This is a genomic window from Thalassomonas sp. M1454, from assembly GCF_007097525.1.
GTDB lineage: Bacteria > Pseudomonadota > Gammaproteobacteria > Enterobacterales > Alteromonadaceae > Thalassotalea_A.
On the sequence record NZ_VKDD01000002.1, the window covers coordinates 1,066,811 to 1,089,117 of the forward strand.

The window sequence follows — 22,307 nt, forward strand, 5'->3', positions numbered from 1 at the left end:
TTAGTAGCTATTATTAATTTACTTTAAAATTTTGACTCAATAAATGGTTTCTTATTTACCACGTCATCAATCAAAATAAGCGTTTCTAATAACTCTTGCATATGTTTCAAAGGAACCATATTGGGTCCATCACTTAGTGCTTTTTCAGGATTAAGGTGAGTTTCCATAAAGACACCGTCTACTCCCGCTGCAACCGCTGCTCTTGCCAAGACCGGAACCATTTCTCTTTCTCCCCCTGAAGACGCTCCCTTTCCTCCCGGCTGCTGAACTGAATGAGTTGCATCAAATATAATTTTACAACCTGTTTTTTTCATAACCGATAGCCCTCGCATATCGGATACAAGAGTATTATAGCCAAATGAAGTACCTCGATCACATAACCAAATATCAGAGTTCCCTACTTCATGACACTTCTTTACCACTTGCTCCATATCCCAAGGAGCCTGAAACTGTCCCTTTTTAATGTTTACAGTAATTCCTGCACTGGCGACTTTCTGAATGAAATTAGTTTGACGCACTAAAAATGCTGGCGTTTGAATAACATCAACAACCGAGGCCACTTCATCAATCGGGGTATCTTCATGAACATCTGTTAGGACTTTTAAACCAAAATCATTTTTAACACGCTCTAAAATTCGAAGCCCTTCTTCAAATCCAGGGCCTCTGAAGCTAGTTGATGAGCTTCGATTTGCTTTGTCAAAACTAGCTTTGAAAAAATATTCAATGCCTAAATTGGATGTAATTTCTTTCATTTTTGAAGCTATATCAACGATCATCTGTTCTGACTCTATGACGCATGGTCCAGCAATTAAAAACATTTATTTATTCCTTTGAGATTCTTAATATTTAATGGGGTAACAGTATTGTGAGAAAATTAAGAGGGCAAATTTCATGAACTCTTTGAAACTTTTATAGACTGAATCTTAATAAAATCCTACTAATTTAAGTTATCGTAATAATTATTGTTAATTATAATTGTGAAGAATAATCAAAATAGCGAAAATCTTCTTCATAAAGGTTGTACAAAAAAGTCTTTGAATCATAACTTAAAGTATCATTATACCCTTTAGTTACATTTTGTTTTTTAAGCTCTAAATTATTAAGTGAGAATATATTTTTTAAGAAGTTAAAAGATGTCTCCATATCCTCCTGTTTACCTATATGGTCAATTGACGTCGCTCTTATATTCCCCTTTAAAAAATAAGTTTGGGGCATAAAGTGAACGTAATTCATCACATTAACCATTAACTCCGGATTTTTCTTCAGCTCCGATATAAAATCATTTACGTCTCGATGTTTTGTTAGTTCTTCTTTCAACACAATAATGTCAACTTGTGAATTACCTCCAGCTTTTAAGTAATTAAATGCGCTTACAAAACGATCGTAAGGATTCCTTACAATAGTAAATTTATAATATTCGTCAAATTTTGTCCTATTTGCTTTGTAATACAACTCGAGTGGCTTGTGACCTAAACCAAAATCCAAATTAAACAATGATTTTAAAATACCATTCCCACCTGTTTTAGGGATATGGATATAAATAAACTTATATTTATTTTCTAAATGACTATACACTCGAACTTTATTTAACCGATTAAATATGAATTCAAAAATAAAATCTTTAATTTTTCTCATTTCACTAATTATTCCTTTCTTAAAGTCTACTTTTCGCAAGAAAACCTTAACCATGTTTTAAGTTGGGTAGTCTTATAAACATCAATTGCCATTAATATATTCCACAGGATCATACTAACGGTAACAGCTACTGCAGCTCCAACTTCATGGTATGAGGGAACTAAAATGATTAAAAGTAGAATGTTAAAAATAAAAGTTATTATCAACGTTCTTAATGTTTTCTTCTCATTACCAGTCATATTTAGTACTAAGCCTACAGAGCCCATCAAAACATTTGCTATTTGACCAATACATAAAATGGATAATATTTTAACTGCAGGTAAATATTCTATACCAAACAATGGGACAATAACCCACTCCCCGCAAAACATTAGAATAAATGTAATTGGTAACGAACAAGTACAACTCAACTTTACGCTTTTATTTAGAAGTAATTGGGCAGATAGTAAATCGTCACTTTTATACATCCTTGCAATCTCAGGGCCCGTAACTGCGTTGACAGCTACAAGACCTAGTGATACTAGGCCAACCCCCTGCAACGCAACTTTAAAATAAGCAACCGATTCGATATTTCCAAGAATACCAAGAATTACACTAGCTATTTCACCGTTAAATCCACTTACGATTGTTAGAATAGCAAAGGGTATTATAGAACGCCTCCACTTAGAAGGATAATACTGTTTATTTATATGATTTGTATTTACTAATATCGTTTTTTTTACAAGCAACAAGCTAATTAAAAAAGCAATAATTGTTGTAAATATTTGTATCTCTATTATTAAATAAGAAGTAAAATTTTCGTCCCATAAGAGCAAACTTACATAACAAACTAAAGCAATAAATGGTGCTAATAGCTTATCAGGAACCTGTGCTAAAACCGGCTTACGAAAAGCATTCAAAATTGAGTTTTGTCTTATTAATAACCCCTTAAGAGGAATCAATACCATAGCAATGCTAAGTAAGTACGCTATATCAACTTCAAACCATTTTATTCTTATAGTAATCACTAGGAATATGACAATAATTACAGACAAAATCATAATATGAAAGATTGACCATGTAAGTAACCCCTTAATTTCGCCTATATTTTTTGACAATTGAGCATATGCAATCTCGCGCATTAAAAGTTGCGGTATTCCAGCTGTAATAGGGATAACTAATAGAACAATTAGTGACAATACAAAACTATAAAGTCCATATTCACTAGGTCCTAATATGCGGGCTAAAATTATACCCGAAAATATAGTTAAGCCTGTACTTGCGAGTTGTACTCCAACAACACCAAAAAATTTATTTAGAAGCATTTGGGATTCATTCTATTATTGTACCTTTACAAATAAATATCTTAACTCCAATTTTAACTAACTAAAATTTTCTATACATAGCTTAAAAACTTATACGGAATATCAAGATAATAGTTAAAGGAAAATTACATTATTTGTTATTATTTTCACTCTTCAGCCAATTTGTTTTTAGGAACTTCAAGTTACTTTCGACTAGAATAGACTACATATTATTATGTATATCTATTCTTTGAGACACCTACTTTTAGATTATTTCAACCTTATCGTTGTCTTTACTAACATTGTTCATAACAAAGGCGATCTTAATTTAACTAGTTAATTCGTTGAGTTTATTCAACACCTAAACTCAGATAACTTTACTTACTGGGGCGAAAGTTGTCGTCAGACAGACCAGTTGAAATTGTATTAAATTCGAGCTAAGATTTATTTAGTTGTTACTTAACAATCACTTACAACAACTCAACTCCAATTACAATCAATAGGATTGTCTATTTACTCTTATACTCATAGTTGTAGTAGCCATAGTCACCATAGTAGCTGCTAGCTTTCTTCTCTACCGCATTAAATATGATGCCTTTAACATCTATACCGTTTAGCTCGAAACGATTAACCGCTGCGGCTACTTCTTTCAGGCTTGATTGATTAAACCTTGCTAGCATTAAGCTTGTCCCTGCATGATGCCCTATTATTGAGGCGTCTGTTACAGCAAGGATTGGCGGCGTATCAATTATAACTAAATCGTATTGCTTTGAAGCTTGTTCAATTAACTTAGTATAGTACTGGCCCATTAATAACTCTGATGGGTTTGGCGGTACTTCGCCGCGAGTAATTAGGCTTAAGTTTTCTATATCCGTTGCTTTGACTACGTCTTGTAATTGGGCTTTACCAGATAAAAGCTCAGATAAACCGTTACCCCAACTTAAGTTGAATAGCTTTTGCATGTAGCCTTTGCGCATATCGGCGTCAATCAGTAGAACTTTTTGTCCAGCTTGTGCTAGTACTGTTGCTAAATTTGATGAGATAAACGATTTACCTACACCAGGGCTTGCGCCAGAGATCATTACTACGTTGTTTTTAGCTTCAAGCATAGCAAAGTGTAAGCTTGTGCGCAGTGAACGTACCGCTTCTACGGCAAGATCGGTCGGGTTTTCTTTAGCCACTAAAATTTCTTGAATTTTAGATTTCTTGCGCCCTACTTTGCTGCTGATCTTTTCTTTGAGTTTTTTCTTATCTAAGAACTTACTTTGCGCATCACTTACCGGGATAGTCGCATAAACCGTTAAGCCAATATCTTCGAAATCTTGTGGGTTAGTAACGCCGCGATGGAAAGCGGCTTTAATTAGTACAAAGGCAACAGAGAACATACCGCCAAGTAATGTCGCTAATACAACAATAAGTGCTTTTTTAGGTTTAACTGGTTTACGGCCAACAACTGCTTCATCAACAATATGGATGTTACCTACCGTACCTGCTTTAGCTACTCGCAGCTCTTGATTCTTATTAAGCATGTAAAGGTAGATCTGCTGATTTACTTCAACATCTCGGGCTAAACGTAACACTTGTTGCTGGGTTTCTGGTAAACCTTGTACCGACTGTGTTAATTCTTCTTTTTGCTCAAGTAACTCTTGTTTCTTTTTATTAAGAGAAATATAACTTGGGTGCTCTTTAGTGAAGCGTTGTGAAATTTCAGCTTCTTTAAACGATAACTCATGGATACGAGTATCTAACTCGACTACTTGGTCTAAAAATGACTGGGTTTCAATGGATAAATCAACCGATTTGTTCTCTAAACGATAGTCATTAAGTTTCGCTTCGGCTTGTTCTAACTCATCTTTATAAACAGGTAATTCAGATTTGATGTAGTCGATTGAGTTTTGAATTTCTGCCGACATGCGTTGTACGTTTTGCAGTAAAAACCCTTGGGTTATGGCATGTAGCACATCTTCAACGTGTTGTTTCTTTGTACCTTCGTAAGTCGCCGTTAAAATACCGGTATCTTTACCTTGCCCTGCAACCGATAATGTTTTTTGTAACGCGCCGATAATATCTTCACGATATAAACGCTTAACATAAAAGCCAGTGCCAACATCTGATTTAAGATCGGTAACTAATAGCTCGATTGAACCAGATTTAGTTGTTGCTAACTCGTTTACTTTACCGGTGAGTATTTGCTCTTCGCCAAGAGTTAAGGTGTAAGCGCCATTACCTAGGTTAGTTAACTCGAACGTTTCATCTAAATAGCTTGAAGTGACATTAAAGGTAGTCACTTTAATTTGCTCTCCGCCCCAAGCGTAAGAGTCATCAAACAAGTTAGCTGCCATTGGCTGGTTAAACACTTGTCCTTCAACGTTACTACCGTAACGTCTCGCAAAAAACTTACCTAGACTGCCCTTATACTTTGGCGATGTAACAATTTCTAAATTTAATTCATCAACAGCGTAACTTAATACTCGGCGAGATTTAAGCAAGGCCATTTCGGTTTCAGGATCGTGCTCACCACCTAGCATTTCTTCAAGGTCGGCAACACCTGGTAAACCACTGGTTTTTTCTTCAATTTGAATTAACGCATCGGCTTTATACACAGGTGTAGCCATAAGTGCGTAGACAATACCAATAAAGGTAAAGGCAGCAGTAACAAAAATAATTAACCATTTTGAGTCGAGTAATAATCCAAACAAGCGAGCTAAATCGATTTCATCGCTTGAATTATTATTGTCGACTTTTATTTTTTGCGTATTTTTTGTTTCAGTCATGGTTTAAAAGAGTTGAGAATTAGAAATTAAGGACAATAGCCTCATTTGTTGTTGCTAATTCTGTTGTACTCATATCCTTTTTCAATATTCTTGGCTTAATAAAAGCATGAAATTAGCTTTCATTATAAATTAATTACTTATCGTCAAAGTCGTTATAAGTATCACTCATATAACGAATACTGGTAAATGTTGGTAATAACTGCATTATTACACGATTCCAACGTGCTATTGGTGCTGATGTTACGTAAACAATATCTAATGGTTTTAACTCGAACTGTGTGCTTAATAAAAGCATTGCGCCATTTGACGCATCTAATTGGTATACATCTACGAGCTTGTCTTCTTCAGTACTTGCTCTAAGTACAAATAAGCCACTTACATCACCGGTTGTTTCGCTCATACCGCCGGTGTTATTTAATGCTTCAGCTAAGGTTAAACCAGCTCGTGTTAATACTTGCGTTTGCGGTTGTTTAACATCGCCCATAACAAATACTTTTAAGGCATCGTTACGTGGTACGTGGATAATGTCGTTGTGCTGGATTAACCGGTTTTGGCTCATATCACCTTTTTGATAAAGGGCGTATAAATCAAGCGTTTCTTCTTTTGTTTGATTATTCTCGTTGCGAGTTAACGTAACCGAGCGCCAATCCGCTAACGGGCTTAAACCACCTGTAACGTTTAAGGCATCAAGCAGAGTCATTGGTACATTGGTAATAGGAAGTACTGCAGGTTGTTTTACTTCACCCGTAACAAAGGTGCGCTTAGAGCGAAACGCTGCAACAGCAACGTCTATTTGTGGGTTTTCAATATAACGGGCTAAGCGTTTTGTGATTAGCTCTCTTACTTCGGTAACCTTTAAGCCAGCTACTTTTACTTTACCTATGTAAGGGTAAAACAAAGTACCGTCTGAGTGTACAACGTTACCACTTTCGCCTGCGCTTCTAAATTGACCGGCAGGAATGGTAAGTTCAGGATGATCCCAAACAGTTATACTTAACACATCACCTTTACCAATAACGTAGTTATAGTCTTGAACTTGTTGCTCTAATTTAAGGTTAACGCTTGCTGTTGGTTCAGCTTGTTTTAGCTCGGCAAGTACTTTTGGTGTGATGTACTTGGCATTAACTTGCTCACTTATATCAAACGCTTCTTCGTTTTCAGCAAGCTCTACGTCATCTAAATGCCCGCCAGGTACTACTGTACAGGCTGTCGCAACAGTTGATAAAAGAGCGATTGTTAATAATTTCAGTTTAGTATTCATTATATTTTCACATCGTACCCTTGAACTGGGTACACCCTAAATTCCCTGCGTTTTAATTGTCTTTTAATGGCGCTTTGTTATTTCAGTTTTTGTGCCCAAGCTTGACAATTTTTTTCGATTAATTGGTATGCATGTTCAAATGCTTCATTGCTTCTTTTGTATGGGTCTGGAATTTCTTGTTCGTTGTTCCATTTTCCTAACAGCATTATTTTTCCTGATGCTGCTGGGTATTTTTTCATTAACACCTGCTGGTGTTTCTTTTCCATTACCAATATAAGCTCAGCATTTTGAATGATATCATCATTTACTTGGCGTGCTTTGTGGTTATCACTGTTATAGCCATTAACCTTTAACAACTCTGCAGCATTCGTTTCAATTTCATGATCAACTAATGCACCTATGCCAGCGCTTGTTATGCCTTTGCTCGGTAACAGTTGCTGTAATATTCTTTCAGCACTTGGGCTGCGGCATATGTTGCCGATGCAAACGGTTAAAATGTTATTAAACATAATATTTGCTAAATCCTGCTTATGAATAATAGTTAATATACAAGCTATGTTTGCTTTTTCATACCCTTTTAGGCACGCTTCCGCCCATTGGTTTGGCTCCAAAAGGCATTTTTTATTCGAATTTTTTGTGATAGCTAAAATTAAGATCCTGAATCAAGTTCAGGATGACGATAAATATCGTGTTTTTAAGCTATTGGATCCCCGCCTTCGCGAGGAAGACGAAAGATTTATTTCTTTCGCTTTTACTTAACGCTTTATACTTTGTCATTGTGGCGTAGGCCGCAATCTTTCCACTTTAAGAGCCTGAATCGAGTTCAGGATGACGATAAATACCGTGTTACTAGCTTACTTTTTCTATTACTTGGTTTTCTATTTTTATTTCGTTTTCTTGACCAAGCATTTTTACCATTAAAATGCTGCGTTCTAAACCGTCTTTGCTTTTATAAATTGCTTCTAAGCCTTTAAATGGGCCTTCGGTTATTTCTACTTTTTCACCACTATTAAACTTGATTAAGTCATCCAAGGTCTTACTTTCTGCTTCGCCTTGAGTGTCTTGTTTTATTTTTTCTATTAGTTGCTCGCTAATTGTCGCTTGGGTTGCACCAAAACGTACAAAGGCACCAACGCCACGAGTAGAGCGTACAGCATTAAAATTTGCTTGTTCTTTATCGAGACGAATAAATAAGTAATTGGGGAATAGTGGTTCTAGAGATACAACTTTAATTCCTTGTCTTTTTTTTACCTTAGCTATTTTAGGTAAAAATACGTCATGTCCTTGACTTGTTAAGTTATCAAACGCTCTTTGTTCTTCGCGTGGTTTACTGGTTAATACATACCAGTGCTGCGATGATTGATACTCTTGTGCGTTTAACATACATCTTCCTTGTTTATAGATAAATAGTATCCATGTACTTATCTATGTTCGCCCTTTGCGGTGTAAAAAATGATTTAGTTGCTTAATCTTTGTAAAAAATTTTGCAATTTATTATAAATTGTTCAATTAACCATCAAGTTGAACATTTGTACTTAATAGCTAACTTGCTAATTCATTTATACTTTTCGCTAAAACAGCTCAAAAACCGTACAAAACCTAGTTTTTAATGCGGATTGATTATAAGGAAGTTAAGTTTTAAATGCTATAGCTATTAGCTCGTTTTTGTAATTTAGTTATACCGTATGAATGATTATTAAACGATAAGAGTTCAGAGGTTATTTTTAATCAATGCGGGGTTGCTAGGTATCCTTGGTGCGAAATTTTTCGCACGTTAAATGATTCGAATACGTCCGAAAATATCGTGGGTTCCGCCGGAGATAACGTCCGAATAAATTCGGACCTGCGTTAGGTTATTAAAATTTATTTAAAAAACGTTTTAAATACGTTGGGCTTAAAGCCATAAGAAGGTGACGTTTAAGGTGTTTTAAGCGCCCTACTGTTACCGGGAATGAGCCATCACTACCATAGGCAACCTTAATGGATTCACTGTTATAACCTTTTAGTACCGCAAGTAAATGTGAAAACCTCGTTTTAGTGCCTTGGCGTTGTTCAAATTGCGCTAGGCTGTCGATAAAGTGTTGTTGTGCTTGCTTATTACTGGCTACTTGTAGTGTTGTATCAAAGCCTGTAATACGTAACATGGCATACAATAATGCGTATAGGGGAGCTTGTTTATTACAACGGATAAAATGCTGCTCTACTACGCGCCAGTCAATCTTTACTAAATAAAAGTTGGCTATTCTATCTAGGTTTATTAACTGGCGTAGATCAAAGTGTTTATCTTCATAACCTGAATGAGAGATTTCAGAATGGGCTATTGATAGTACTGCTTGGTGGTTTGGACAAAGCTGTTGAACCGATAAACCCTCAGTTAATTCTAACTCTATAGCTTGCTGCCAAACTTCTTCGGTAGCAAGTACATCGCTTACTGATTTTTTTAATACCCAGCGATGTAACTCTACACAACAAGCGCCGCCTTCTCGGTATAAGGCTGGTGCATGATGGTGTTCTTTAGCATGCACTGCATGTTTGTCTTGGTCGGTGTTGTAGCCTGCGGCTTTTAATACATCATTGGCTGCTTCATGCTGCTCTTCAGGTATGAGTAAGTCTATGTCGGTCATAAAGCGCGAGCTAATAGGCTGGGCAACGCCACTAAATAAGTTGGCTCCACCTTTAAGCATCACAACTTTGATGTTGGCGCTATTTAATAGTGTGCAGGCATAAATCGCTTCATCAATAATACTTTGGGCACGCTCAAAGTAAAACGTTTCAAGCTCAAGCAAATAAGCTTGTAACTCGTTATCAAGTTCATTCCAAATCTTGCTGTGTTTTAAGCTGTGAGTTAAGGCGCCAACTAGCCAGTATTTATTAGCGAGAGTAAGCAGAGGTAAACGCATGTCTTCATCAAGTAAGCGTGATAGCTGCGCTTTTGTGTGAGTGTTTGGCCTAGTTAACCACATACCTAAATCGTAAAAGGTTTGTTTGTATATTTTGATTTCGGGTAGCTCTACCGTTTCTACTTGTTGGTTTTGTAGTTCGGTTTGTTGGGATTCGCTCATAACCACTCTTCTTATTATATGCTCGGCTCAGGGCCTAAATAACTTAATAGCAAATCCATGCTTTTACTTATAAAACTATGGGTAAGTAGATTAACTCTACAAAAGACTTTACCAGTATGATTTATAATGCCACACAAAAAAATTAATTAACAAGCTCATTTATTATTTTTTGTGCTTGTGCACTACTTGCGTAAGTAATTTGATAAGCGCTTATACTTTGGCAAAAATCTATTAACTGCTCTACTCGCTGCTCGGTTAGCTCTACCCCTAATTGATAGCCGCCATTGGTCACTAACTCTATTGTTTCAATAATTGATAGGGCCTTAATTTGTGGCTCGCAACCAGCTTGGTAATTTGGGCTTATAAGCAGTGTTTTAATACTTTTTTGCACATCAACTAGCTCAGCAGTTTTGTTGTGAGCAATTTGCTCTGGCCAAATATATTTTAATATACGACCATCAACCCGGTGCCACTCTGGTTGAGTTGTTATTTCAGGGTAAAGCTTGGCAATATGTTGCCAACTTCCTGATTTAATCGCCATTGGTAACTCTAGTGTGTTTAGGGTGTGATCATCGTTTATAGCAATAATTTCATCAGAGAACACTTGATAGCCCTGCTTAGATAGCTCGGCAGTTAACGTAGACTTTCCTGCCCCTGATATACCAGGTAGTAACACTCTGTGTGGGTTATCTGCATTAATACTTTCAAGCGCTGCGCCATGAAAACCAAAGGTGTAAGGGCTTTGTTGATACGAAAGTATTTGCAAGCGGTCAATTAACACCGGCATTACTTGCTCTTGGGTTAAGTTTTCTTCAACAGCTTGGTCGTTTGAATACAAAGTATAAATTTCATTTGGGTGCTCTATTTCAAATAAAAAATCTACTTCGGTTATATCCCCTGCTTCATTGTTTAAAGTTATAGGCGCTAACAAGGTTTTTAAATGCGATAACAACTCATGGTCTTGGCTTGTAATAGCAAAGGTTGAGTTTGCAACTTTCAAAGTAAAGTCGCCCGGTTTTACTTGCTGCTTAAAGTGGCTGTTAAATTCTGGATATAAACCGTCTGCATAGGTGCGATCGATTTGATCGTTCACCATCAATGCTTTAACTTGTTGCATGCTTGGCGCAATTTGTTCGGCTGATAACGGGCTGTGTTGTTGCAGTTCGCTAATGGTTTGTTGCTCGTTAATTCCATCATCAAGTGCAAACAATAAAGCTAAACTTAACGGTTCAAGTCGATATAAGCTTTTGTGCCCTTGGTGATAAACAATTCCTTGAGTATCACTTAACCAAATAGATAAATGTTCGATATTTAAATTAACTTTTTCGAGCTGCATGATGTTTTGTACTTCTGTAAGAATGCTTAGCTAAACAGTTGTTGTAGAGTAACAATAATAGGGGTTTGTTTAAATAAATTTGTCACTTTGTTGTGTGTAATAAAAAAGGAGCGACTTGCTCCTTTTTTATTAATTGTTTAAGCGGTTTGTTTAAACCGATTAAATTACATCAAAGCCATCGTCGGTACCTTCTCCAGAAGCCATCGCTTTTGAAGAGTACGTTGACATTAATGTAGTAACTGCAATTGGCGTTACAGCGGCTAATTTACCAAATTTAGAAATAAACTGGCGACGGTTGTTTTGAACTTCGTCCTTTTGTTCAATTTTGTTTTTTGTATTTTTATTAGTCATTTTATTATCCAACTTATTGTTCGCTGTTAGAATCAGATACTACATTTTCAATTGCCGACAAATCAGCTGTTGCAAGCATAGATAATTCACTCTCAGAATCATCTATTACTGCTTGAACTCTATAACTATGTATATCACCGCTTAGATTTTCATGGTTAAACTCACTTAATGTAGTGTAGTAAACCATTCCATTTGCAATAGAAACATCTTCACCCTCATTGTGATAAATTTGATAACTAGTAGCATTAGGAACAACATCCCAATCAAGGCTAATGGCATCTGGCGTAGCAGTAATTTTTATACCTTTAGGGGCTACAATATCAGTTTCAGAAACAGGGGACTCTTTTGGAGTTTCAGCTGCAGGCTCTTGTGTGGTTGGAGCTTCAATTACGGGGCTTTCTTCCACTATAGGAGCTTCCACGACTGGAGTTTCTTCTACTTCAGGTGTTTTACTTGATTCTCCACCACAAGCTGTTAAGCCAAATGCACTTAGAAGTACGATATAATTTAATTTATTCATTGTTAATCCTTCGTCATTTTAGTTTTGGCCAAAAGAACTTGTGCCCAAAAAGCCTAACTTACGGCCTTTAGTATCAAAATAAGAGGCTTCATTATTAGTAACTATTTCTAGATTACCTCCAAATAGTGTTGCGACATTTAGATAAAGCCTACGGTTACTCTCTCTTGTAGAGCGGAAAAACACTCTGAGTACCAACTGATTATCTCCTTGCTGGTTAAAACTACCTGAGGATATATAAGGTCGAGATTTTAAAGGGTCAGGATCCTCTGAGTCAAATACTGTAAAACTCAACTTTTGATGAATTGCCTGAAAGCCATTAAAATGGTACTTAGATAGGCCTTCATTTGTAACTTCAGATTCCGTAAGTGTTACGGCATCACTATTAATATTAGCTATAACAGTTCCTTTTGTACCATTAACACTGTCACCACATATACTTCCCACATCGTCACAATCTAGCAACACAGCGTTAAGTCTAACAGCCTCATATGTAGCCACATAAACATCAAAAGTATATTCAGTTGATTCTTCTAGCTTTGTTAGATCGCTATCTGTGGGACTCGATATAACAACTTTTTCAATAACAGGTTTAATTCTTCTACTTGCTTCATACTCAGCAGATTCATCAAAATAATTTGACATAAATATAGGTGTCGAATCTACCTTAGCGGCGTTAATTTCATAAAGAAAGGAGCGCTTACCAGTAACCGATTCCGAAGGCGTAAAATCAGCTGTTATAGAGCACTCACCAGCATCTGTAGCTACAACACCATTTGAACAGTCATTAGACGTAATATCAAAGCCATCTGTAGATTTATCAGGGGCTGATGGCAAATTTAATATATCACCAGCTTCAAACTTAATTGTAATGGTTTGAGCTGCTGTTGTTATACCATTAGCAGTTTTTTCAAATACCATAAACTGGCGTTCAGCTGTTACTTCAGCTGTTGCAGGTAACACATATGACGTTGCAATTAAGGCAGCGCTCAAATAAAAAGTTTTAATAAGTTTCATTTTTACTACCTTATTGAGAAATAACAATTTTACGACCAAGAGAGTCTATTCCACCTTCATGGAGATTAGCTCCCATAAAAAGAACAGAAACAGCTCTATTTCCAATTTTTTCATCAACACCCTCACGATAAAATAGGCGCCCAACTAAGCTAGTACCAGATTCATTGTATGCAGGGATTTCAAATGTTTCTGAAAAATTGTGTCTCATAGAGGCAATTTTAGAACTACTAGGTATGCTATAGGAAGGGGCTCCCGATGTAGCATTAAAAGTATCTTTACCAGTATAATTTGCACTTCCATTTATAGCTGTTGGGATTAATGGTGTAGATTTTAACGGTGTGCCATTACCACAACTTTCATCGCTAATTTGGGCTGGTGTACAATCATAAATAGCTAGCCATACACTATAATCGGTGTTGTAGCTCTCAAGATCGAAACTAAAAGTGTAGTTACCAGCTTCAGCATCTAAATCCTGAGTTCGATCTATTTCAACATCATTAAATTTAATTGAACTACTAAAAGCAACAGGAGGAGCTCTTCGTTTAGCTTGCTCTTCTATTGACTCGTACTGGTATACATAAGCTACAGAATCAACACCATCAGCCTTTACTTTTACCAATGCAGCTTTATCAGCATCACCACTACTATCTAACACAATTGTAATTTCACAATTATCTCCAGGAGCTAAATAAACGGGACAATCATTAGTAATTGTTGGTGCAGCAGTAAAAGTTGTCGTTGTACTGTCGTACTTAACATATCCAGTACTATGGGTGTTTGTTAGAGTAAAAACTTGCTTTGTTGCACCATCAGCATTTGGAACCCCCTTAGAATGCATTTTAACATGGCTTGGGGTAAGCAAAGCAGTGCCTTGAGGTACCGTATATTCAATGTCTATACGCATATGCTGGTTAGCTGCTACTTGAGTTGCATTATATGTATAAAGTTGAGCACCACTACCCAAAGTACCTGCAACAACAACTAAGTCTGAGTTTGCATCAAGAATACTTTCCGCAACCATAGATGTTACATCAATAGTAAAATTTTGAACTTCGCCACCTTCTGTATCCTTTAGTTGGCTACCTGAACCAATAAGAGTTACAGCAGGGAAGGCTGTGAATGTAGTTATAGCATCAATTTCAGCCTGTGTTTTTAAATCCGTTTTACCAACGGCAGGTTCAGTCCCTGAGCCAAATATACTTTTAGTTGTGCCACGTAATGTCGCAGAAGTAATAGTTGCGTCTGAAGGAATACCATGACTTGCAATATCAAATTTAACAATCCCTTTCTCTGTCCCCGCAACCTGAATAAATGTTCCGCCATTTCGAAGCGTATTATCACTTTTAATCGATTTAGCAAAATTAGCCACGGCTGTTACTTCAACGGCCATGGCGTTAAAAGCTATACTAAAGCTCATCGCCAAACCGCACACTACCTTTATAAATAGCTTACTTGTTATACAACTAATTTTCATAGAAGATCTCTTTCACATTAAATTATTAACGGATATATCCATATATAATTTCGTTCTTCTATGAACTTATAAAATATTTTTTTGTAGCGAATTTACAGCCCTTACAGAGACTCTCCCTACGCTACAAAGCTTTTACAAAAATATTACACCATTGATACTAACAACTAAGATATCGATGTCAACAAAAATGATTACGTTGTCACGAATTTTTAAAAGATAAAACCTTAAGCACTTATAGGCTGTTATCAATCACTTTAGTATTAAACAGCTTTACTGTAATTGTTGACGACATTCCACTACGTTGGTTACCTGCAACACTTTGAATTCGATATGAATACTCTGATTGATTTAAATTACTGTGTTTAAAGTTATTGGTTGTTGTGTTTATTACTTCATCTGCTGCAGATGATTCGCTGGTACTTGAAATATATACGTTATAGCTTTGTGCGTTTTCTACTTTTGGCCAGCTTATTAAAACCATATCGTTTTTTTGATAGGTTTTAAACTTACTTGGACTAGCTAGGGCAACAGAAGAAAGATCTTGCTCTGGCACAGTGGTGGCGGGCTCATTTATCTCAGGGGTTTCCTTTGTGTTATCTAGATTTTCATCTGTTACGGATTTTGCTGGCGTTGGTTCAGGTGCTTCTGATTTAGGGGGTTCATTTAGGCCCTGCTCTTGTGTTTTGCTTCCGCCACATGCAGTTAAAATAAGCGATGCGAATATTAGTATTATATGTTTTTTCATAATGTTATCTTTTTGTTTAAACGACCTTTGTCATTTATGTTTTATGGATTCCCGACTACTCGGGAACGACGATAAAAATCATAGTCGACGAAAGAGCTATGGATTCCCGTCTTCACGGGAACGACGATAAAAATCATAGTCGACGAAAGAGCTATGGATTCCCGCCTGCGCGGGAACGACGATACTAGACGAAAGAGCCATGGATTCCCGACTACTCGGGAACGACGAATGTGGGGCGTGTTCACTAATGTGGCCACTCTCATCTAATATGGCCGCGCTCATCTAATACGGGCCATGTTCGTCGAGTGTTGGCGTGTTCGTCGATAAAAGCTCTTTAGCCTATTTACTCGTTTACCGTTACGTTGAACGAGAGGCGTCTGCCGTCATTTTTAAAGAATCCAGCTTCAGCTTGATTTAAAAAATCTATTTTTCCTGACAAAATATTACTTATACCTGAGGTTAAACCTAGCTCTACTGAGCTTTGCTCTTGTGAATAAAATCGGATTACGAATGTGTTATTAATTTCACTTGCAGTGCCTTGGGCAATGATAAAGTTAGTTGCAAACTGCTGGTAAGTAGCAACCTTGCCAGAGTAGCTGAAAGTTTCCAGGCTTAGTTGTTCTTTCTCATTGCCTGTGAGTATTGGTGCGTCGATAAATTGGGCGTTATAGGCTTTTACAAAACTGCCATTAACAATGCCGTCGTTGGTAGTATCTTGATAAACTTTATTAATAGCATTGCTTGTAGGTTGTACACATGGCTCTGCATCTGGGTCGAAACTATCTGATGTACCTGAGCTAGTTTCGCTACAAGCACTCTCTTCGCTATTTTGTAATTCAGATATCACTGCGGCGCAGTCTTCATCAAAAGTGTCGTATATGTCATCATTAGCGCTCGATTTAGTGCACTCAACAATATACGGCTTGCTTAAAATTTTATCGTAACTCATCACCAGCCAGGTTAGTTGATATGGCGTGTCTTCGCTTAGTTCATTTGTATCAACGAGTACGGGGTTGTTAGGGTCGCTTATATCCCTTACTTGCACATTAGCTACTATAGGGGCTAAGCGTCTGCGGCTTTCTTGCTCTACCGGCTGTTTAAAGAAGTTACTTACATAAAGAGGCGTTTGATTGCCATCATTTGGGTTAGTGATTGTTAGCAGCGCTGCTTGCTTGCCAACTATGCTCGCAGAAAAACTTACGCTTAAAAAACAAGGACTGTTTTGCAGCTCAACATTTTCACAGTTGCTAGTGTCAACACTATAATCACCTGCGCCAAATTGTTGTAAGTTAAAATCCTGTGCAGTTAAGGTTAGTGATCCAGAGCTAGTTAACAAAGCTTGTAGCTCTTGAGTCTCACCTATGTTGCTTGGTGCAAACAATAAGCTGCTTTCATCTAAACTCAGCTCAGCATTGGCCGTTAACGAGATACAACAAACACTTAGTAATGCAAACGCTTTTGATGACTGGAGTAACATATGTTTAAAATAATTCATCTCTATTCCTTACTATTGACTTAGGATGATCTTGCGACCTAAGTCACCAGCCATATTTAATTGTTGGCCACCTGGAATGACAACTGACACATATCTATTACCGGCTTTGTTATCCATTTGTGTTTTATAATACAAACGCAGCACTATGCTATTGCCAGGGGTATATTCTGGTAAGGTAAAGTACGCTTGATAACGGTAATTCTGAGAGCTTTCATCTTTAAAGCTTAATGAGCCTGTTGATTGTTCTGTTGGCGTTGCGACAACAGATGCAAGCTTACCTGTGGTGTTGGTAGCACAATCGTTATTAACATCTGCACATTCAAAAACAACGGCAGCTGCAACATAGGCAGTTGGATCATAACCATCTAACCAGAAATCAAGTAAATAGCTTTGCTGGGCTTGCATAGGTGTTTCGACAGGTAACTGAGTTGCCGTATTAGTAATAGTAAAATTATTTAATACTGGCGCTATACGTTTAACCGCTTCTTCACGTGCTGATATATGTTGTGAAATAAATACCGGGTAATTCGCTAACATGCTCGCATCGGTGTTAAAAACTAGTATCCCTGTCGATGGTGAACTCATTGTTGCCTTAACAACAACACTACAGCTCTCGCCATCAGCTAAAGTGATAACTGTATTACAATCTAACCCCGTATTTGGCGCGAGTAAGTCAAAACCAGTAATGGTTAGGTTGGTAAAATTAACCTCTGCACCTGATTTATTAGTAAAACTTACCTGCTGGGTTTGCCCGTTTTCACCTTGCTTGCCATTAACAAATACATGTGTAGGGCTAACCTCTATTTGTGGGTACTGGTAACTTACACTAGTTTCGCTCACTTCATTCAAGCTAGGATTATAAGTACTGTTATTTAAGCTAACAGCATCAACCTGAACACTTACATTAATATTTTGTGAGTAGCTAGGGCTAGTAAAGCTAATTTGACCATTCTCATCGGTTATGCCTTGCATGCTTTCTCGGTAGTTACCTTTGAAGGTAACACTTACCATGGCATTGCTAATTGCTAAACCAAAATCATCAACCACGGTTACTACCGCTGTCGCACTTACTTGATTATTGGCATCAAGTGATGTAGTTAGCTCTACATTTTTAACATAATGATTTGGAGCTTGAGGTGTTTCTGGGTTTGTTGTTATTAACAAATACGGGGCAAAGCCGCCTTCTTTTGAGTGAAGCTGTTTATAGTCATTTGATTGTTCATCTAAAGCAATAGAAAATGTACCTTCACTATTGATATAGCTAGTTACATCAACGCTAAACCATTCGCCGTCAATCGCTGTGGCCGTTGCAATTAATTCTCCAACTGCCGGCTTAGTTTGCCAAAATAACGTTGTTTGATCCCAGTTATTATTAGTTTGGTGCACATTTATGTTGCCGCTAATATTATTGGAGTGTAAAAATAATCGCGTTGAGGTTATAGCGCCATTAAGTACTGGCACGTTAAATTTCAAATACGGAATGCGACTTTGATTAACTGTTGTGCCAAACTCTTGGCGTAAATGTAACGTTTTCTCTGCTGAGTGATCAGTAACTACCGCATCAGCTTCTTTAACATAGGTATCTTCAGCAACGGTAACGCTAAACTCATTAGCAATATATTTTGCTCCTTTGGCGTAGCTAACATTTACATCAAAAATGAGTTGCTGCGCAGGGCCATAACCGTCAGATACTTCAACAACAAAGCTGTTTAGTCCTAAGTTATTTAAACGCGCCGTACCTTGGTAACTGCCATCAGCGAAAATAGTTAACCAGCTTGGGCCTGATACTTTATTAAATGTTAAAGTATCATTTTCAATATCAGTCACTTGCCCTGTTAAGTCCCCTACTACATCACTATTGGCATTAACGTTTATCGCATATGGGCTTTGGATAGTAAGAGGTGTATTAGTTACTGAGTCAATCACCAACTCAGGAGAAAAACCGGCTTCTTTGGTTAATATTCTTCTAAATGCGGTATTACTTTCATCGGTACTTAAAACAAAGCTAATAAAACGCTTACCTTTAAGTTTTTCTGAGTTGAGAACACCTGTAACATCATATTCAAACCATGCGCCGACATCTGGGGTTACAGTGCCAACTTGAGTTGAGGCTATTGGCCTTGTGTTCCAGCTAGTTACGTACTCATCCCAATTATTTTCTGCAAGGTGTGCCGTAACAGCATAACTAACATTGTCAGATTTAACTCGTAATTTGGCTTGACCAATTTGCCCTCGAAGTGCCGATATATCAAATTTTATGTGTGGCTGATATTGTGTTCCTACACCACCACGTATGGGTATAGTGAGTGCCGCTCCATCACCTTTCCCGGATGGGCTAGCTTCACTAGTTTGATGATCATCATTGGCGAAAAGTGTGGCAGGAAATTCACTGATAACTTCTTGCTGTGCAGGTGCTGTAGCACCAATAGTGGTGATACTATGCGCAGGCAGGTGTAATATTTCAGGCAACTCACCACTAAAGCCACCGGCAACTAGTTCTTCACTGGTTACAAAGGCTTGCGGAGTTGATGAAAATTGCTCTACATGATCTATGCTTGGGGTTATATTAGCGGTACTTATTGAATAAGCTACCGATGAAGTGTTAACGATAATATAACGTGTCTCGTTAGCATTGCTTCCTTGCCAGCCATAAACAGCATCATAACTACCACCACCTGCATTTACCTGTGGGCTTTCATTAATTTCTAATGGCGCAATATGGCTCATATTATTTAAAGATTGGCCAAAAGCAGCCATTACATGACCACTTGCAGATAAGTCATACTTTTGGGCACTTAAATCACCTTGACCATGATCTATTTCTAGTCCATTGAAGATGGTTGAGTTGTTAATGCCCGCTTCTTTTGCGCCGGTGATCAAGTTGTGCATTAAGATCATTTCAACTCGGCCATCGTTTAAGTAACTTTGAATTTGATTGGCGTTAAACAAAGCATGTGCCCAAGTATTTCGAGTAGGGCCAACTGAGTCACCAAAGTTAAATTCAGTGATCCAGATAACTTCATCTTCAGGCAAGTTATTATTGTCTACATCACTTTGCCAACTAACAAACGGTTGCGCTAGCATGGAATCTACGTTTGCAGCATTATTAAAGTTAGTCCACTGAGTTTGTTGCTCTGTTGTGGTTCCCCAATAGTTATCACCACTTTCACTTGAGTCTGTTGTAATACCACTGCGTGGATAGGAATGAATTATACTGGCGTCAAAATCAGTACAGGTACTTAATATCTCTTCATGCCAGTTAATGTCTCGGGCCCATGGGCTCATGGTGCTATTTAAAGCGAACTTGGCATCAGGATAAATAGCTCTTATTTGCTCAATCCAAGCGCAAGCTTTAGTACCGTATTCGGCACCAGTTGGAAATTCAGCTGTGTACTCAGGAAATCCTCCTGCACCTAAATAAAACTCGTTACCCATTTCAATATATTCAACAGGTAAACCCAGTGATTTTGCTTGTGCTAAACCATCAAGCGTATGTTGAAGATCTTTGGTTAAGATATTAACCACATAGATTGGCATAAAGCCTTGTTGATCATAGCCTACTTTGAAGTTTTCAAGTTTGTAGTCACCAGTAGAGTCTTCTTGAATTTTATTACCAAATTCGTCTAATACATATTCCCCTTGCTCATTTTTTTCATAGCTAAATTGTACGCCTTTGGTCCAATCAAAGTGATTTGCTATGGTGCCACCTGGGTAGCGCATAACATTGGCATGTGTTTTGGCAAAGAGCTCGTTAACTTCAGGCTTATTCCAAGGATTAAACTTTAAATGGGTCATCATATTGCCATTAAAGCCAAATAGATATGGGCTAACTTCTCTCGCTTGCCCTATGTTTGCACTAAGTATTTTGGCATCACCATTTGTTACGCCAATATAGTTTAAGCCTTGATTATTTTGTCTAAGTAAATTTTGATAAGAGGTTAGTGCGTTGCTATTTATTGAATCAAAGGTGTTTTCGGTTTCAACTAGGTCGTTAGTAATGGCGTATAGTTCACTATAATCTAAAGTGCCATTATTCGTATGCCACCACTCGTTATAACGGTGGGTGTCGGTACGCATAGAGTAGCCCATTGCACTATTACGTTTATACTGGCTAATAGCTACATCACGTACTTTAAGGTTTTGCTGTTTGATCACAGAAAGCTGACTCACACCATCAAGATCTGATGGTTGATTTAAGCCGGCAATGTCTAAAATGGTAGGGTATATGTCGGTTAGCTCAAATAATGCATCTGTGGCAATTGCGGCTTGGCCAGGTACTTTAATTATTACCGGTACGCGGTTAGCTTGCTCTAAAACAGTGTGTTTACCCCACTCTCCTTGCTCGCCTAAACTAAAGCCATGATCGCCCCAAAAAACAATCACTGTATTGTCACTCAAACCAAGCTGTTCTAACTTTGCTATTAAAAGCCCAACTTGAGCATCGACAAAGCTAGTGGTTGCGTAATAGCCATGAATTAAGTCTTTTTGCTGGGCAACACTTATGTTGCCATGCTCATATTTAGTTCCGCCAACACATGGATCTTCCTCGGTTTTTTCTCCTGGCGTTAGGCAATAAGAATTTACTAGCTCATTACTTGTATGTGACACATAAGTAGGGTCTGAGTTTAACGGTAATGTATTAAAGGCAGCTACATTAAAGTAGTCAACATTATATTGGTCAAAATACGATTTAGGGGCATAAAAAGGTAAGTGTGGGCGTTTAAAACCTACGCCTAAGAAAAATGGTTGCTCTGTATTTGCTAAATTTTCTAATTGTGTAAGTGCTGCTGCAGCTATTTTTCCATCAACAAATTCTTCGTCGTTAGCATCAATGGCTTTAACGGCTACATTGCCATTGTTAGTTTTACTATCTATTGAGCCAGATATATTGCTATAGGGTTGTGACCAAGACACGGCATCATGACTTGCATCAACATTCCTTGAATCAAAAATTTTGCCATAAGCGGAAGTATGGTAACCGTTTTGTTTTAGTTTTTGCGGTAGAGTGACAACATTTGGATTAACATCACGAATTTTATCGCTTAAATTCATGATGCCATTAGTTTCTGGGCGCTGACCTGTTAATAAGCTCATACGAGATGGGCCACATACAGGCCATTGACTGTAGGCGCGATTAAACTGTGCCCCACTGTTTGCTAATGCATCAATATTAGGAGTAATGGCATCCTGTATTCCAAACGCACCTGATAGTGGTTTTAAATCATCCACGGCTATAAATAATATATTTGGTGGTTGTTTAGCACTTGCAGAATTAATAGAAAGTAGTAATACAAATATTGTTAAAAGTATGCGCATTTTTGACATCGTTATCATTTGTTTAACTTTAGTTAAACAGA

The 22,307-nt window shown here is 37.5% G+C and carries 16 protein-coding genes; all 16 read right to left on the bottom strand.

Translation table 11 applies throughout. From position 1 onward, the window contains the following. Window positions 1–23: 23 nt before the first annotated feature. Complete coding sequence (gene kdsA, locus FNN08_RS06775; protein WP_143583954.1) at window positions 24–818, bottom strand: 3-deoxy-8-phosphooctulonate synthase; 795 nt, start codon at window positions 816–818, stop codon at window positions 24–26. 151 nt (window positions 819–969) lie between these two features. Beyond that, window positions 970–1,635 carry a sulfotransferase family 2 domain-containing protein gene (locus FNN08_RS06780; protein ID WP_185962578.1) on the bottom strand — a complete coding sequence of 222 codons (666 nt, stop codon included), beginning with the start codon at window positions 1,633–1,635 and terminating at the stop codon, window positions 970–972. 26 nt (window positions 1,636–1,661) lie between these two features. Beyond that, on the bottom strand, window positions 1,662–2,939 hold the full coding sequence (locus FNN08_RS06785; RefSeq protein ID WP_143583956.1) for a polysaccharide biosynthesis C-terminal domain-containing protein: 1,278 nt from the start codon (window positions 2,937–2,939) through the stop codon (window positions 1,662–1,664). Between the two features lie 488 nt (window positions 2,940–3,427). Further along, the gene (locus FNN08_RS06790) at window positions 3,428–5,692 is read right to left on the bottom strand and encodes a polysaccharide biosynthesis tyrosine autokinase (protein WP_143583957.1); all 2,265 of its coding nucleotides are present in this window, start codon (window positions 5,690–5,692) and stop codon (window positions 3,428–3,430) included. Window positions 5,693–5,825: 133 nt separating this feature from the next. Beyond that, a complete protein-coding gene (locus FNN08_RS06795) occupies window positions 5,826–6,953 on the bottom strand; it encodes a polysaccharide export protein (RefSeq protein ID WP_185962579.1) in 1,128 nt (375 codons plus the stop codon). A 77-nt stretch (window positions 6,954–7,030) separates the two neighbouring features. Beyond that, window positions 7,031–7,462, bottom strand: a complete 432-nt coding sequence (locus tag FNN08_RS06800) for a low molecular weight protein-tyrosine-phosphatase (RefSeq protein ID WP_143583959.1) — start codon at window positions 7,460–7,462, stop codon at window positions 7,031–7,033. A 340-nt stretch (window positions 7,463–7,802) separates the two neighbouring features. Beyond that, a complete protein-coding gene (rfaH, locus tag FNN08_RS06805) occupies window positions 7,803–8,336 on the bottom strand; it encodes a transcription/translation regulatory transformer protein RfaH (RefSeq protein WP_143583960.1) in 534 nt (177 codons plus the stop codon). A gap of 473 nt (window positions 8,337–8,809) precedes the next feature. Further along, window positions 8,810–10,015, bottom strand: coding sequence for a nucleotidyltransferase family protein (locus FNN08_RS06810; RefSeq protein ID WP_143583961.1), 1,206 nt, complete (start codon window positions 10,013–10,015; stop codon window positions 8,810–8,812). A gap of 142 nt (window positions 10,016–10,157) precedes the next feature. Then, the gene (locus tag FNN08_RS06815) at window positions 10,158–11,351 is read right to left on the bottom strand and encodes a hypothetical protein (RefSeq protein WP_143583962.1); all 1,194 of its coding nucleotides are present in this window, start codon (window positions 11,349–11,351) and stop codon (window positions 10,158–10,160) included. Window positions 11,352–11,510: 159 nt separating this feature from the next. Continuing rightward, window positions 11,511–11,702, bottom strand: coding sequence for a hypothetical protein (locus FNN08_RS06820; RefSeq protein WP_143583963.1), 192 nt, complete (start codon window positions 11,700–11,702; stop codon window positions 11,511–11,513). A 13-nt stretch (window positions 11,703–11,715) separates the two neighbouring features. After that, window positions 11,716–12,222, bottom strand: coding sequence for a hypothetical protein (locus FNN08_RS06825; protein ID WP_143583964.1), 507 nt, complete (start codon window positions 12,220–12,222; stop codon window positions 11,716–11,718). A gap of 18 nt (window positions 12,223–12,240) precedes the next feature. After that, window positions 12,241–13,236 (bottom strand): hypothetical protein, encoded by a 996-nt coding sequence (locus tag FNN08_RS06830; RefSeq protein ID WP_143583965.1) that lies wholly within the window; start codon window positions 13,234–13,236, stop codon window positions 12,241–12,243. 10 nt (window positions 13,237–13,246) lie between these two features. Continuing rightward, the gene (locus FNN08_RS06835) at window positions 13,247–14,653 is read right to left on the bottom strand and encodes a hypothetical protein (protein WP_143583966.1); all 1,407 of its coding nucleotides are present in this window, start codon (window positions 14,651–14,653) and stop codon (window positions 13,247–13,249) included. 289 nt (window positions 14,654–14,942) lie between these two features. After that, window positions 14,943–15,455 carry a hypothetical protein gene (locus tag FNN08_RS06840; RefSeq protein ID WP_143583967.1) on the bottom strand — a complete coding sequence of 171 codons (513 nt, stop codon included), beginning with the start codon at window positions 15,453–15,455 and terminating at the stop codon, window positions 14,943–14,945. A gap of 343 nt (window positions 15,456–15,798) precedes the next feature. Next, window positions 15,799–16,950: a hypothetical protein gene (locus FNN08_RS06845; RefSeq protein ID WP_143583968.1), complete on the bottom strand. Its 1,152-nt coding sequence runs from the start codon at window positions 16,948–16,950 to the stop codon at window positions 15,799–15,801. A gap of 12 nt (window positions 16,951–16,962) precedes the next feature. Further along, window positions 16,963–22,266, bottom strand: coding sequence for a sulfatase-like hydrolase/transferase (locus FNN08_RS06850; RefSeq protein ID WP_185962580.1), 5,304 nt, complete (start codon window positions 22,264–22,266; stop codon window positions 16,963–16,965). Between the last annotated feature and the right edge of the window lie 41 nt (window positions 22,267–22,307).